The following is a 14,028-nucleotide window of genomic DNA, read 5'->3' as shown; positions in this document are numbered from 1 at the left end:
GGAGCTGGCGAGGAGCATGTCGATTCAGCTTTCTTTTGCTTATCTATTAAAAATAACCAGCCCAAGCTCACAGGATATGTGCCTCGTCTGGTTATCAATGCGTTAAAATATCTTGAAAAGTCTAAGTATTTAGAAGTGTATTAATGCCTAAAAACGAATACAGCCACAGAATCGTACGAACTTCTACTTTACATATTCCAGGTCTTATCTTCGTTATATCCAGCCGTCAAGATGAAGAATAGAAAGACGACGAATACTCCACCAACAATAAACGTACCCATAGAGTAGAGCTCCTTTCTTTACTGTAGTACATCCATTATAACGTAGACTGACTTTTTTGCCTATTGCATAACTTGACAGAATTGTTTCATCTTTCATGAAAACTTCTTACTACTTGAGTGAAACATGATGGGCATATCTGCATACTCATAGGAGAGAACCTAATTTTCGCCTGATATTTGGGGTTTCTCAAGAATGCTAAAAAATATCGGGACATATATTTGTAAAAATTAATCTACAGTTATTGGCTGGTTTAGGGAGGAGTGACTTGCATGGATATTTTACAAAGAATTGCAGAGCACCGGGCCCGTGAAGAAAAGTTAACGTGGAAAGGCACGTTTGCTGAATATCTTGAGCTTGTCCGCAAACATCCACAGATTGCTCAGACGGCTCATTCACGTGTCTACAACATGATTAAAAGCCATGGGATTGAAGAAAATGAAGATGGTAGCAGGAGTTACAAATTTTTCGGACGTGAAATCTATGGTTTAGATCGTAGTGTTGAGCGACTGGTGGAGGAATACTTCCATTCTGCAGCAAGAAGATTGGACGTAAGAAAAAGAATTCTGTTGCTAATGGGCCCGGTCAGCGGGGGGAAATCAACAATCGTAACGATGCTGAAGCGTGGTTTGGAGGAGTATTCCCGCACAGATGAAGGTGCAATTTATGCGCTAGAAGGATGCCCTATGCAAGAAGAACCCCTCCACATGGTTCCGCATGAACTACGTCCTGAATTTGAGCAAGAATTTGGTGTGAAGATTGAAGGAGAGCTAACTCCTTTCAACAGAATGCGATTGGAAACAGAGTACGGTGGCCGAATAGAAGATTTCCCCGTAACACGGATTTTCTTTTCGGAGTCGAAAAGAGTGGGGATTGGTACCTTTAGCCCGTCCGATCCAAAATCGCAGGATATTGCCGATCTAACGGGGACTATCGATTTTTCTACGATTACGAAGTATGGTTCTGAATCTGATCCTCGTGCCTATCGGTTTGATGGTGAATTAAACAAAGCGAACCGTGGTATCATGGAATTCCAAGAGATGCTGAAATGCGATGAAAAATTCCTGTGGCATTTATTATCGCTAACTCAAGAAGGGAATTTCAAAGCGGGTAGATTTGCTCTGATTTCAGCAGATGAGCTGATAATTGCTCACACAAACGAAACGGAATACAAATCCTTTATCGGAAATAAAAAGAATGAAGCATTACAGTCTCGAATGATTGTTATGCCAGTACCGTATAATCTTCGCGTGAAAGAAGAAGAGAAAATTTATGATAAATTAATTAAACAATCTGATTTAGGTCATGTTCATATTGCTCCACATGCGTTATATACAGCGGCCATTTTTTCCATTTTAACTCGTTTAAAAGAGTCCAAAAAACAAGGTGCCGATCTTTTAAAAAAATTGCGTTTGTACAATGGAGAATCCGTTGAGGGTTTCAAAGGATCAGATATCGAGGATTTACGGAATGAGTATACAGATGAAGGAATGTTTGGGATTGATCCTCGTTATGTCATTAATAGGATCTCCAGTGCACTCATACGCCGTGATACGGAGTCTATAAATGCTTTGGATATTTTGCGGGCGTTAAAAGAAGGACTCGATCAGCATGCTTCCATCAGTAAGGAACAACGAGAGCGTTATTTAAATTTCATCTCAATTGCGCGTAAAGAGTATGATGAAATTGCAAAAAAAGAAGTCCAGAAGGCATTTGTATACAGCTATGAGGAATCAGCGAAAACGATGATGGATAATTACTTGGATAATGTTGAGGCGTATTGCAATTCTAACCGATTGCGTGATCCAGTAACAGGTGAGGAATTGGAAGCGGATGAGCGCCTCATGAGATCTATTGAAGAGCAAATCGGTATTTCTGAAAATGCCAAGCGTGCATTTCGTGAAGAGATTCTTATTCGGATATCAGCTTTTGCGCGTAAAGGAAAGCGGTTTGACTACAACACACATGATCGTCTACGTGAAGCAATTGAGAAAAAATTATTTGCAGATTTAAAAGATGTGGTCAAAATAACAACCTCCACAAAAACGCCAGATGAGCACCAATTGAAAAAAATCAATGAGGTAACACGTCGCTTAGTAGAAGAACACGGATATACGCCAATTTCAGCAAATGAACTGCTGCGTTACGTAGGTAGTTTGCTGAATCGATAGGGGGGAGCTTGATGAACGATTCCTCGTTTATCGTCTCCAAAGAAGACTGGTCTCTGCATAGAAAAGGTCATCAGGACCAGAGCAGACATCAGGAAAAGGTAAAGGAGGCGATCAAGAGAAACCTGTCTGATTTAGTAAGCGAAGAAAATATCATAATGTCGAATGGTCGAGACATTATTAAAATACCAATCAGATCGCTGGATGAGTATCGCTTTCGTTACAATTTTAATAAAGGACAGCATACAGGCCAAGGTAGGGGTGACTCCAAGGTAGGAGATGTTATAGCTAAAGACGGTGACTCGGCTGATGCTAGTGCTGGTCAGGGGCAAGGAGCCGGGGATCAACCTGGTGATGATTATTATGAAGCTGAGATTACAGTTGAAGAATTGCAGGAGATGCTGTTTTCTGAGTTAGAGTTACCCAACCTTCAAACAAAAGCTGAACAGAAAATTACCATAGAAGATATTCAATTTAACGATGTTCGGAAAAAAGGTTTGATGGGGAATATTGATAAGAAACGTACCTTACTGTCTGCCATTCGTCGGAATGCATTAGCTGGGTATACTGATCTGGAACTAGGAATTTCGATGGAAGATTTGCGCTTTAAAACCTGGGAAGAGATTGTGAAGCCTCATTCCAATGCTGTAATTATAGCGATGATGGATACGAGCGGGTCTATGGGAGTTTTCGAAAAATATGTAGCTCGTAGCTTTTTCTTTTGGATGCTTCGCTTTTTGCGAACCAAGTATGAAAAGGTGGAGATTGCTTTTATTGCACATCATACGGAAGCGAAAGAAGTGACAGAGGATGCGTTCTTTTCTAAAGGAGAAAGCGGTGGAACTATCTGCTCGTCGGCCTATCGGAAAGCCTTGGAAATTATTGATGAACGATATCCTGTAAGCCAATATAACATTTATCCGTTTCACTTTTCAGATGGGGATAACCTCACCTCAGATAATGAACGCTGCGTAAAATTGGTAAAGGAATTAATGGAAAGATCGAATATGTTTGGATATGGTGAGGTAAATCAGTATAATCGTCACAGTACTCTCATGTCCGCATATCGTCATATTAAAGATCCGAAATTCATGTACTCGATTATTCGGGAAAAAGGTGAGGTTTACAAGGCTCTGAAACAGTTTTTTGGTAAAAAAGAAATAGAGGCCTACTAGAAAAAATAAAATTTTTAATAAAATCCCCTGTGGTTAATTATGCTGTATATCCTTATTGTTAAGGGAACAGAGATAATCCACCAGAAGGGGATTTTTTGTGATATATAATCACTGTTTACATTGCTTGATGTAACCCCGTGGCTAAATTTGGTAAATTGAGGATTAAATTAACTTATTGGTTGCGAAAATGAAATAAATTTTGCAAATAAGCATTCTTTTTCCTAGAGAGAAAATAGATTAAATGAAGTTCTAGCTCTTTGAAAGAATTTTTCATAAAAAAAACTGCCTTTTTTAGGCAGCTTAATTTTCCTATTAATCGCTTGTTCTTTGTCTATTCATTCCCAGTCTTATTCATACTTCCACTAATAATTGCTAAGCTTTAGCAAAAACACCCTGACGATTTATAATTGCTTGATATAATTCCTCAATCGTCCCTCGTTGGTCTACCTGATAGGTAGGCTCCCCACGATCCTCCATGTAATTGGTCACCAAAAATGTTTTTACACCCAATTGACTTGCTACCATGTCTTCCTGCATATGATTTCCTACCATGATGCACTCTTCTGGTGCTACTTGTAGACGCTCACATACTTCACGATAATACTCCAGATTAGGTTTTGTGAAATGAGATGTCTCATACACCGTTACCCATTCAAAATCTTCGGGTGTTAATTCAAGCCACGCCAATCTCCCGTATATAGCTTCTTTTGGAAAAACAGGGTTTGTAGTAACAGCAATACGATAACCTGCCTCTTTCGCTGCTTCCACTAATTTTTTCCCCCATGGTGATGGATTGGTGTAGTGTGATAAATTTGGAAATAGCTCCACATAAAATTTTTCAAAGATAGGCCATACATCTTCTTTCTTCGTGCTACTCTTTTTAACGAAATTCTCAATGAATATCTGTTCGTTTGTTTTATCTGCTTCCTTATTAATAATCATTGCTTTTGTTGAATCCCATAGCCAACTAATCAATTGCTTTGATTCAAAGGCATCTCCTACAAACTTAGCTAACTCTTTTAGATAGTTCTCCACGAATTGATCAGTATGCATCTCTAATAATGTTCCATCTAGGTCAAAAAAAACGGTAGTTGCCTGTGACATAACTTCCTCCCTTTGAATACCCTACCTTATATTTATCTACAGAAAAACAACAAGCTAGTTTAATCCAATCCTGGAAAGCCAATCTGCCGTAGCCCTTCAAAAGTAACAATGGCTGCACAATTAGATAAATTCATAGATCTGGTTGCGCCTCCCATAGGAATACGAACAATTTGACTAGGATCGTATCTGTCCATAATTTCTTGTGGGATTCCACTAGTTTCTTTACCCAAGATAATAAAATCGCCAGGTTGAAAAGCGATATCGCTATAAGACCTTGTCCCATTTGTCTCTACAAAGAAAAAACGATCTGTTTTATGCTCATGAACTTGGGCGAAATGATCAAAATTATCGTAGTAGCTGATATTTACTGCATGCCAATAATCCAATCCCGCTCGTTTCAGAGCCTTGTCGTCAGTTGAAAATCCAAGTGGACGTATAAGATGCAAATGAACACCAGTAGCTGCGCAAGTTCTGGCAATATTCCCTGTATTGGCTGGAATTAATGGTTCATGTAGTACGATGTGTAAAGACATAGACGCTATCTCTCCTCTAACAAACTCATTATCATCTTATCGTAAAAAAGATAATTCCGATATGCTTGAAAAAAGCTTTAGAAAGAAAACCCTAAAGAACAGCTTCCCCCCAATTCAAAAGAAGCAAACTACTCTTTAGGGTTCTTGACCATTCTTAGTGATTTTGTAAGTACCAAATTATTTGGATAAAAAAGCACTTTTTTAGGTTTTTCTTATCTGAACCTTTGCTGTAACAACATACAAAGTAATGTTTTAATTATCGATGGCCATCACATGAAAGAAGCGATACTTGATAGCAGGTGTATAAGCTGTAGAATCTAAGTACTCCCAATAGCGATACTGCGCATTAAACGTGTGCGCATTCACTAACGGAAATCCCTGCTCATCCTTTGCTACGACAATTGTATTATGATCCCATCTCCCATCCCCAGTAAAATCATAACAAATGATATCACCAAGTTCCAATTCCTGCGGAGATTCCCTTTGTTGAGCATAAAAAGGAGCCCCTCCTTTTGCCAGCAATGATTCTAGACTATTTGCAATGGCCCAACTAAAACTCCATCCTTCTTTCCGATGACGATACCACCATCCTTTGGCCCTACTATTAGTAAATATCATAGGAATTCCACCTGCATGCAAGCATTGAGAAATAAAGTTGGTACAATCATCCTGAAAATAAGGATATGCCGGGTTAGGAGTTTCCCAATACGTATTTGCATAAGCAACAGCGGCTTCCCGATTATAACGATAGGATAGAACAACAGGATGGATTTTTGAATTCACTACATCATTAGGCAAACTATTATGTGAGGAACTACCCTGCTCTTGATTATTGTTCATGGAATTTGCCAAATCAGAATCATTGCCATGAAATAACGGCATTGGCATCCCCCACACCTGTTCGAATTTCCACAGGCTTCCGTCATCAGAGATTAATTTTATCTGTTCGTTGGTCTGTATTTCATAAAACTCAAGAGGGGCAGATGGAGTCGGTCTGTAATAAATTCTCCTATGAAGAAGTCCTGATACTATAACATTTGAAGAGCACGTAGCCTCATAAATAGGTGTTAGCTTTGTATGAACCGCATGCAATGACCAGCTTTCGGGATCGTATTGTCCATTCCTCCATTGAAGCCAAGCTTCCTGCCAATACCTAATCGCTTTCTTTGTTTCTTCCGTAAGTTTCATTTGTTGGGGCAAAATAGAAAAATTCAGGCTTAGAAGTGCCTTATCTATTTCTTCAAGATATTGGTTTACCTCAGTTCTCCAAGCTTCTCCCACCATATTACGTATGCTCCCTTCCATTTCGGGATGTACGCTTCCGATCAAGCATTTTCAACGTATAGCATTCTTAATCGGGCAACTAGCATCTATTGCTAATTATATGGTTAAGAGCCTTGACCCATGAGTATGCAATCCTCACAGCATTCAGCTAGTAAACCTATAACATTGTTTCTGTTATTTATCAATCGGTAATACCCCTTCTAAAGAAAGTAATTGTTCCTTAATGGATAGCCCTCCACCATAGCCGACCAAGGATCCATCCGCTCCAATTACTCGATGGCATGGAACAAGTAACGAGACCGGATTTTTGTTGTTAGCCCCTCCTACTGCTCTTACTGCCTTATCTGAACCAATAAAACAAGCAATTTCTTTATATGAGCGTGTCTCACCGTAAGGAATCGTAAGTAATGCATTCCAAACCTTTTTCTGAAACACTGTTCCATGCAAGTCTATAGGGAAAGTAAAGGTTTTACGTTTTCCTTGGAAATAATCCCGCAATTGTTGGTGGAGCTCATGGTGTTTTTCCGGTGTAGGACGATCTACTAAGGTATATTGCCATTTTTTTGCCCAGCTTTGGATGGCAAGCATGCTTTCCTCATCTTGTCCAAATTGGATATAACAAACACCAATTTGATTCGTAACTAAAATCAATCCCCCAATAGGTGCATCCATATAAGAGTAATACAATACATTCATCCTTACTCTCTCCTTTATATTTAGCATTGTTATGTGCTAGATATTACGGAAGCAACCTTCTAGGTATTATTGTTCGCTGTCACGTTTTTTCCTTCTAGCTTTTTTAATGCTTTTTGTATCTCTTGCAAAACAGACTCATCTTGTTCCTTGAGATTGGCTAGTTCCAATGCTTCCACTGCTAACTCTCCACCAATCCGTCCTAATGCCCACGCAGAGGTTCCTCGGATAACGGGGCGTAAATCTTTATTCAAAAGCTCGATTAGATCTGGAATTGCTGACTTATCTCTAAAATGTGCTAAACCCAAAATGGCATTTCTTTGTATAGGCTTTTTACCGCGCCAAGCTGCTGCTGATTTTCCAAACCTTACTTTAAATTCTTTATTTCCAATTGTAAGTAGGGGCTTTAGCAAAGGTTTAACCAGTTCTGGATCTGGTAAAGTTTCTGGGTGATGTGTAAAGTTCATCCCTTTATTTTTAGGGCATACCGTCTGACAGGTATCACAACCATATAATCTATTGCCTATTTTTTCACGGAATTCCTCTGGTATTTCGTCCTTCACTTGAGTAAGAAACGCTACACATCTCTGTGAATTTAGTTGCCCACCTTGAACTAAGGCCTGCGTTGGGCAAGTATCCAAACAAAGTGTACAGTCTCCACACTGATCCTCTATTGGCTGATCGGATGGTAACGGTAGGTTCGTGATCATCTCGCCTAGATAGACATAAGAACCGAATTCTGGGGTAATAATGGAGCAATTTTTCCCTACCCATCCTATTCCCGCTCTTTCAGCTACAGCTCGATCAGACAGGACACCTGTATCTACCATAGATTCTAAACGTGCTTCTGATTCCAGTGTTTGAATAAAATCGGCAAGTTGGTTCAATTTATCACGTAGAATGTGATGATAATCTACCCCCCATGCAGAGCGGGCTAAAATCCCTCTATACGCCTCTGGTTCTGATTTGGGAAAATTGGTCATCTTGGAGGGATAGGCAATAGCAATAGCGATGATCGAACGTGCCCCCTCAAGAGTAAGCTCAGGATACACCCGCTTATCAATGTCCTTCTCTTCAAAACCTGACTCATATCCTTTTTCACGATGCACGATCAGTCTGTCTTTTAATTCTAAAAAGGGATCTGCTGAGGTAAATCCTATTTTATCAATGCCTATTTCTGCTGCATAACGTTGAATGGTTTCTTTTATTTGTTGCCAATATGCTGTGTCTAGAGATGGCTTCACCGGTGTTTAATCGCTCCTGTGGCCAATTCGTCGCAACGATTATTCCATTCATTGTCAGCATGGCCCTTTACTTTTACATAGCTAACCTGATGAATTTCCATGAGTGACAGAAGCTCTTTCCATAGCTCCTGATTCTCCACAGGTTGGTTTTTGCTATTTTTCCATCCTCGCTGCACCCAGCCCACATGCCAACGCTGTTGAAAACAGTTTACAACATAGGCACTATCGCTATATATCGTAACCTTGCAGGGCTCCTTAAGAACCTTTAAAGCTTCGATAACAGCCTGCAATTCCATTCGATTATTTGTCGTTTGCTCAGCTGATCCGGACATCTCTTTTTTATGTTCACCATAAAACAGAACCGCTCCCCAGCCACCTGGACCAGGATTACCTGAGCATGCTCCGTCTGTATAAATTGTTACTTCCTTCATCGTCGTTCCGTTCCCTCCTTGGTTTCTATTTCTATTGTATAAAAGGACAGAGCCCTCTACAAAAATATTTCACTGAAATCTCTTCCCTCATGTTACGTGATCTGTTACGTAAAAACAAATGATTTCCCCTTTATTCCCATGTTTGTTATTGGCTTTTCCATGATCTGATTAAACATGCTGTATGTCGTTTGAACATGTACTAAAAAGCTTATAGTGCTGACGGAATTTTATATATTTCTAAAGAGTGATATACTATTTTATAATTTTGTATTTGAAAGGAGCATTTTTCATGTACATAAACATTGATTCTAATCTGTTAGAGAAGCTTCCTGGTTTTTCTTTGGGAATGATTCATTATTCAGGAATGTCCCTCTCTAGCTCTCCCAAAATGCTAATGGGTCGCATGAATTATTTTATTGAATCTCTGCGTATAGAGCATTCTCTTGAAAGCATGAAGAATATCCCTAATCTAAGCTACTGGCGTGCAGGGTTTAAAGCATTAGGTATCGATCCTAGTCGATACCGCCCTTCTTCTGAGGCGTTACTGCGCCGAATTCTACAAGGAAACCCCTTTCATTGGGTAAATTCCGCAGTCGATGTAAATAACTTTTTATCAATTACGCATTTTCTTCCTTTTGGTCTATATGATGTTCACAAGCTACAACTTCCAATACGTTGTCAATTAGGTACAGAAAATGATGTTTATGCAGCTCTAAATGGACGTGACGTTACTATGCACGGAAAAATAATCTTAGCTGATGAGAATGGAGCATTTGGTAGCCCTATTGTTGATTCTCTCCGAACCAGTGTAACAACTGACAGTACAGAGCTCATACAGATCATCTTTATTCCACCAAATATTTCACCAAACGAACAGGAAAAAATAATTGGTTCCTCAGCTAGAATGATGATCGAGATCAATGGCGGTGACATTGTTGAATCCGCAATTATTTCAACAAAGTAAATCAAAAAAGACGAATTGCCTAGGAAGCAGATTCGTCTTTTTTTGTCTCTACAGTTTGTACCGCACGATTAGGGTAAATAACATGTTCTAATAACAAAACTAATAGCACACCCACTAGGAGTCCATTACTACATAAGAAACTCAGCATAGGATGCAGAGTTCGCCACGCATCAGGGGCAACAAACATGATACCTAATCCCAATAATAAAGAACAACCTACCACGATAATCGTTCGTTCATTAAAAGGAATTCTTTTAAAATCTCGTAAACCAAATCCTAGGATTTGGGCATACGCAACAAACATAGCTGCATAGGCAACTGGTGTTGGCAAGGTTGCTAGTATATTAGAAATAGAAGGAAGAAGCCCAATTATCATCATGAAAGACATAGCTAAAATAAAGGGTAATCTAGATGCAATCCTTGTCGTTTGTATAAACGCCGCAGCAAGTGTGAGTGGTATCATTCCTACAACCCCTGCCAATCCAGATATTAGATGGGACACACCGGTAAATACTCCACCTTTATCAAAGTGTCTCTTTTCCGCCTTTTCTTCCGTTGTTTCACCAATTACTGCAATGCTAGTTATTAAATTAGTTAAAAGAATTAGAGTTGTAAGTACACATGTTATTACAATCCCTAGATCCCAATGAAACGGTCCCCAGAAAAACAACCGGGGTAAAGCTATCAAACTCGATGATTCTCTAATAGGATCTGTCCAGCCCATTAAAGCATATGTTCCCCAACCTGCTAACATTCCGATTAATACTGCAAAGCTAGCAACAGCTTTTATTTTTTGACATAGTAACACAATCATAATAATAACAATAGAGGCTAAGGCAATACTGGGAAGTACAGTAGTTGAACCATGATACCCTACTCCTAGCATCCCTTTAATAAAATTACTAGCTAGTGATATTGCTAGTAAAATCATATAGGTCCCGGTTACAGCAGGGGTAAAAAGCTTCTGCAATTTACTTATAGACTTGGTGAAGCCTAAAATTAAAAAGATTAAACCCGAAATGACCATCCCTACCTGGAAGGATTGTCCTATTTCCATTGGGGCTAATCCCATTGTAACACCTATTTGGCCTAACATAAGAAAAATACTCCACCATAACCCTGCAGGTGCCTCCATCATAGGATATCTATGACCAATCCAACCCTGGATTAGGGAGGCTAATCCAATATAAAACAAAGTCTGTTGAATAAATAAAGCTGTTTGGGCTTCGCTTAAACCATAAGCTTCGCCAATGACAATAGGTACTGCAATGCTACACGAAAGAGTTACAATAAACCACTGCACAGCTGCCGGTATTGTTACCTTCCAAGGTGGTGTACTATGTAAGCCGTACTTCACACCGTCTTCCCCCTTACCATCTTCCTATCAAATGACTCTGAATTTATTTTCGAACCAAAATAACCTGCGCTGTAAGCAGTAATATAGTAATAAAAGCAAAAATGCTTTCTTCTCTATTGAAGAAAGCATTTCCTTTACGTATGGTGCCGGTAGAGGGACTTGAACCCCCACGGTTTCCCTCACGATTTTGAGTCGCGCGCGTCTGCCAATTCCGCCATACCGGCATGTTTAATTTCAAATAACCATTTCAATTTATTGCCCTATAAATCTATCATATTTTTCTATAAAAATCAATATATATTATCAATACTTGTAGAAAAATATCAAATCGTTTGAAATGGAGGAGGTACCCGGATTTGAACCGGGGATGAGGGTTTTGCAGACCCGTGCCTTACCACTTGGCTATACCTCCATATATGGAGCGGACGACGGGTCTCGAACCCGCGACCTTCGCCTTGGCAAGGCGACGCTCTACCAATTGAGCTACGTCCGCATAAAAAATGGGGCGATCGATGGGAATCGAACCCACGAGTGTCGGAGCCACAATCCGATGCGTTAACCACTTCGCCACGACCGCCATATTAATATTATAGTGGCAGGGGCAGTAGGAATCGAACCCACGCCAAAAGTTTTGGAGACTTTTGTTCTACCATTAAACTATGCCCCTACATAATAAAGGTGGCTCGGGACGGAATCGAACCGCCGACACGAGGATTTTCAGTCCTCTGCTCTACCGACTGAGCTACCGAGCCAAACATACTTGCCATACTCTTAATCAGAAATGGCGGAGCTGACGGGACTCGAACCCGCGACCTCCGGTGTGACAGACCGGCGTGAACTCCAACTTCACCACAGCTCCATATTTTGGTTGCGGGGACAGGATTTGAACCTGCGACCTTCGGGTTATGAGCCCGACGAGCTACCGAGCTGCTCCACCCCGCGACAATATAAAAGTAAAATGGTGGAGGATGACGGGATCGAACCGCCGACCCTCTGCTTGTAAGGCAGATGCTCTCCCAGCTGAGCTAATCCTCCAGATAAATGGTGACCCGTAGGGGATTCGAACCCCTGTATGACAGCGTGAAAGGCTGCTGTGTTAAACCGCTTCACCAACGGGCCAAATTATGGCGGATGGAGTGGGATTTGAACCCACGAGACGAGTTGTCCCCGCCTACACGATTTCCAATCGTGCTCCTTCGGCCTCTCGGACATCCATCCATATGGCTCCTCAGGACGGACTCGAACCGCCAGCCTACCGGTTAACAGCCGGTTGCTCCACCATTGAGCTACTGAGGAACAATGTGAAAATATTGTTCTTTCAAAACTAGATAATGAAGTCAGCATAAAGGCAATGTGGATAAGTCCTCGACCGATTAGTATTCGTCAGCTCCATGCATTACTGCACTTCCACACCGAACCTATCAACCTCATCGTCTATAAGGGGTCTTACTAGCTTGCGCTATGGGAAGTCTCATCTTGAAGGGGGCTTCACGCTTAGATGCTTTCAGCGCTTATCCCGTCCGCACATAGCTACCCAGCTGTGCCACTGGCGTGACAACTGGTGCACCAGAGGTGCGTCCATCCCGGTCCTCTCGTACTAAGGACAGCTCTCCTCAAACTTCCTACGCCCGCGACAGATAGGGACCGAACTGTCTCACGACGTTCTGAACCCAGCTCGCGTACCGCTTTAATGGGCGAACAGCCCAACCCTTGGGACCTACTTCAGCCCCAGGATGCGATGAGCCGACATCGAGGTGCCAAACCTCCCCGTCGATGTGGACTCTTGGGGGAGATAAGCCTGTTATCCCCAGGGTAGCTTTTATCCGTTGAGCGATGGCCCTTCCATGCGGAACCACCGGATCACTAAGCCCGACTTTCGTCCCTGCTCGACTTGTAGGTCTCGCAGTCAAGCTCCCTTGTGCCTTTACACTCTACGAATGATTTCCGACCATTCTGAGGGAACCTTTGGGCGCCTCCGTTACTCTTTAGGAGGCGACCGCCCCAGTCAAACTGCCCACCTGGCATGGTCCTTCCACCCGATAAGGGCGGCAAGTTAGAAACTCCGTACATCAAGGGTGGTATCCCAACGACAGCTCCACGAAGGCTGGCGCCCTCGCTTCACAGCTTCCCACCTATTCTGTACATGATGCACAAAGTTTCAATACCAGGCTACAGTAAAGCTCCATGGGGTCTTTCCGTCTTGTCGCGGGTAACCTGCATCTTCACAGGTATTATGATTTCACCGGGTCTCTTGCCGAGACAGCGCCCAAGTCGTTACGCCTTTCGTGCGGGTCGGAACTTACCCGACAAGGAATTTCGCTACCTTAGGACCGTTATAGTTACGGCCGCCGTTTACTGGGGCTTCGGTTCAAAGCTTCGCTTGCGCTAACTCATCCCCTTAACCTTCCAGCACCGGGCAGGCGTCAGCCCCTATACTTCGCCTTGCGGCTTCGCAGAGACCTGTGTTTTTGCTAAACAGTCGCTTGGGCCTTTTCACTGCGGCCTCCTCGGGCTATAAACCCTACCGAGGCGCCCCTTCTCCCGAAGTTACGGGGCCATTTTGCCGAGTTCCTTAGCAAGAGTTATCCCGCGCACCTTAGGATTCTCTCCTCGCCTACCTGTGTCGGTTTGCGGTACGGGCACCTTGTTCCTCGCTAGACGCTTTTCTTGGCAGTGTGAAATCAGGGACTTCGGTACTTATATTTCCCTCGCCATCACAGCTTGTGCTTATTGGTGTGCGGATTTGCCTACACACCACACTTACTGCTTAGACGGCCATCCAATAGGCCGCTCACC

10 protein-coding genes, 12 tRNA genes and 1 rRNA gene (1 of these 23 only partly in view) are annotated in these 14,028 nt (G+C 41.9%); 3 read left to right on the top strand and 20 right to left on the bottom strand.

Annotated elements, in window-relative coordinates; all coding sequences use genetic code 11:
• The first annotated feature begins 551 nt into the window (after positions 1-551).
• Both GOP56_RS19795 and yhbH read left to right on the top strand, forming a co-directional pair.
• A complete protein-coding gene (locus GOP56_RS19795; RefSeq protein WP_003339221.1) occupies positions 552-2,450 on the top strand; it encodes a PrkA family serine protein kinase in 1,899 nt (632 codons plus the stop codon).
• An 11-nt stretch (positions 2,451-2,461) separates the two neighbouring features.
• Positions 2,462-3,622: a sporulation protein YhbH gene (gene yhbH / locus GOP56_RS19790; protein ID WP_003335350.1), complete on the top strand. Its 1,161-nt coding sequence runs from the start codon at positions 2,462-2,464 to the stop codon at positions 3,620-3,622.
• A 372-nt stretch (positions 3,623-3,994) separates the two neighbouring features.
• Here yhbH and GOP56_RS19785 read toward each other — a convergent pair whose 3' ends face one another.
• The 6 genes from GOP56_RS19785 to rnhA form a co-directional block, all read right to left on the bottom strand.
• Positions 3,995-4,726, bottom strand: coding sequence for an HAD family hydrolase (locus GOP56_RS19785; RefSeq protein ID WP_163246354.1), 732 nt, complete (start codon positions 4,724-4,726; stop codon positions 3,995-3,997).
• Between the two features lie 59 nt (positions 4,727-4,785).
• A complete protein-coding gene (locus tag GOP56_RS19780; RefSeq protein WP_003335381.1) occupies positions 4,786-5,259 on the bottom strand; it encodes a tRNA (cytidine(34)-2'-O)-methyltransferase in 474 nt (157 codons plus the stop codon).
• Between the two features lie 252 nt (positions 5,260-5,511).
• On the bottom strand, positions 5,512-6,543 hold the full coding sequence (locus GOP56_RS19775) for an amidase domain-containing protein (protein ID WP_163246353.1): 1,032 nt from the start codon (positions 6,541-6,543) through the stop codon (positions 5,512-5,514).
• Positions 6,544-6,717: 174 nt separating this feature from the next.
• Positions 6,718-7,239: a methylated-DNA--[protein]-cysteine S-methyltransferase gene (locus GOP56_RS19770; protein WP_163246352.1), complete on the bottom strand. Its 522-nt coding sequence runs from the start codon at positions 7,237-7,239 to the stop codon at positions 6,718-6,720.
• A 59-nt stretch (positions 7,240-7,298) separates the two neighbouring features.
• On the bottom strand, positions 7,299-8,480 hold the full coding sequence (gene queG, locus GOP56_RS19765; RefSeq protein WP_163246351.1) for a tRNA epoxyqueuosine(34) reductase QueG: 1,182 nt from the start codon (positions 8,478-8,480) through the stop codon (positions 7,299-7,301).
• Positions 8,477-8,911 carry a ribonuclease HI gene (gene rnhA / locus GOP56_RS19760; RefSeq protein ID WP_003335386.1) on the bottom strand — a complete coding sequence of 145 codons (435 nt, stop codon included), beginning with the start codon at positions 8,909-8,911 and terminating at the stop codon, positions 8,477-8,479. The genes queG and rnhA overlap by 4 nt, the downstream gene beginning before the upstream one ends.
• A gap of 289 nt (positions 8,912-9,200) precedes the next feature.
• Between rnhA and GOP56_RS19755 the strand changes: the two genes are divergently transcribed.
• Entirely contained in the window at positions 9,201-9,875 is a 675-nt protein-coding gene (locus GOP56_RS19755) for a B3/B4 domain-containing protein (RefSeq protein ID WP_163246350.1), read from the top strand.
• Positions 9,876-9,894: 19 nt separating this feature from the next.
• Here GOP56_RS19755 and GOP56_RS19750 read toward each other — a convergent pair whose 3' ends face one another.
• The 14 genes from GOP56_RS19750 to GOP56_RS19685 all read right to left on the bottom strand — a co-directional run.
• A complete protein-coding gene (locus tag GOP56_RS19750; protein WP_163246349.1) occupies positions 9,895-11,232 on the bottom strand; it encodes a purine/pyrimidine permease in 1,338 nt (445 codons plus the stop codon).
• A 141-nt stretch (positions 11,233-11,373) separates the two neighbouring features.
• A tRNA-Leu gene (locus GOP56_RS19745) sits at positions 11,374-11,456 on the bottom strand.
• Positions 11,457-11,570: 114 nt separating this feature from the next.
• Positions 11,571-11,644 (bottom strand) — tRNA-Cys (locus GOP56_RS19740).
• Positions 11,645-11,649: 5 nt separating this feature from the next.
• Positions 11,650-11,725, bottom strand: a tRNA-Gly gene (locus tag GOP56_RS19735).
• An 8-nt stretch (positions 11,726-11,733) separates the two neighbouring features.
• A tRNA-His gene (locus tag GOP56_RS19730) sits at positions 11,734-11,809 on the bottom strand.
• 16 nt (positions 11,810-11,825) lie between these two features.
• Positions 11,826-11,899, bottom strand: a tRNA-Trp gene (locus GOP56_RS19725).
• Between the two features lie 12 nt (positions 11,900-11,911).
• A tRNA-Phe gene (locus GOP56_RS19720) sits at positions 11,912-11,984 on the bottom strand.
• A gap of 30 nt (positions 11,985-12,014) precedes the next feature.
• Positions 12,015-12,091 (bottom strand) — tRNA-Asp (locus GOP56_RS19715).
• 6 nt (positions 12,092-12,097) lie between these two features.
• A tRNA-Met gene (locus GOP56_RS19710) sits at positions 12,098-12,174 on the bottom strand.
• 17 nt (positions 12,175-12,191) lie between these two features.
• Positions 12,192-12,267: transfer RNA gene (locus GOP56_RS19705), tRNA-Val, on the bottom strand.
• A 7-nt stretch (positions 12,268-12,274) separates the two neighbouring features.
• A tRNA-Glu gene (locus tag GOP56_RS19700) sits at positions 12,275-12,351 on the bottom strand.
• 6 nt (positions 12,352-12,357) lie between these two features.
• Positions 12,358-12,450, bottom strand: a tRNA-Ser gene (locus tag GOP56_RS19695).
• 3 nt (positions 12,451-12,453) lie between these two features.
• A tRNA-Asn gene (locus GOP56_RS19690) sits at positions 12,454-12,528 on the bottom strand.
• 57 nt (positions 12,529-12,585) lie between these two features.
• A 23S ribosomal RNA gene (locus tag GOP56_RS19685) occupies positions 12,586-14,028 on the bottom strand (it continues 1,487 nt past the right edge of the window).

This window comes from Brevibacillus sp. 7WMA2 (assembly GCF_010748895.1).
In the GTDB taxonomy this organism is placed as follows: domain Bacteria; phylum Bacillota; class Bacilli; order Brevibacillales; family Brevibacillaceae; genus Brevibacillus_B; species Brevibacillus_B halotolerans.
Note: the sequence above shows the minus strand (reverse complement) of the source record. Positions and strands in the feature narration are given on the sequence as shown.

What these genes read in the sequence shown, in the direction of transcription:
- GOP56_RS19770 (WP_163246352.1), bottom strand. Translation starts at nt 7,239, where the DNA reads ATGAATGTATTGTATTACTCTTATATGGATGCACCTATTGGGGGATTG.
- rnhA (WP_003335386.1), bottom strand. Translation starts at nt 8,911, where the DNA reads ATGAAGGAAGTAACAATTTATACAGACGGAGCATGCTCAGGTAATCCT.
- GOP56_RS19795 (WP_003339221.1), top strand. Translation starts at nt 552, where the DNA reads ATGGATATTTTACAAAGAATTGCAGAGCACCGGGCCCGTGAAGAAAAG.
- GOP56_RS19755 (WP_163246350.1), top strand. Translation starts at nt 9,201, where the DNA reads ATGTACATAAACATTGATTCTAATCTGTTAGAGAAGCTTCCTGGTTTT.
- yhbH (WP_003335350.1), top strand. Translation starts at nt 2,462, where the DNA reads ATGAACGATTCCTCGTTTATCGTCTCCAAAGAAGACTGGTCTCTGCAT.
- GOP56_RS19780 (WP_003335381.1), bottom strand. Translation starts at nt 5,259, where the DNA reads ATGTCTTTACACATCGTACTACATGAACCATTAATTCCAGCCAATACA.
- GOP56_RS19785 (WP_163246354.1), bottom strand. Translation starts at nt 4,726, where the DNA reads ATGTCACAGGCAACTACCGTTTTTTTTGACCTAGATGGAACATTATTA.
- GOP56_RS19775 (WP_163246353.1), bottom strand. Translation starts at nt 6,543, where the DNA reads ATGGTGGGAGAAGCTTGGAGAACTGAGGTAAACCAATATCTTGAAGAA.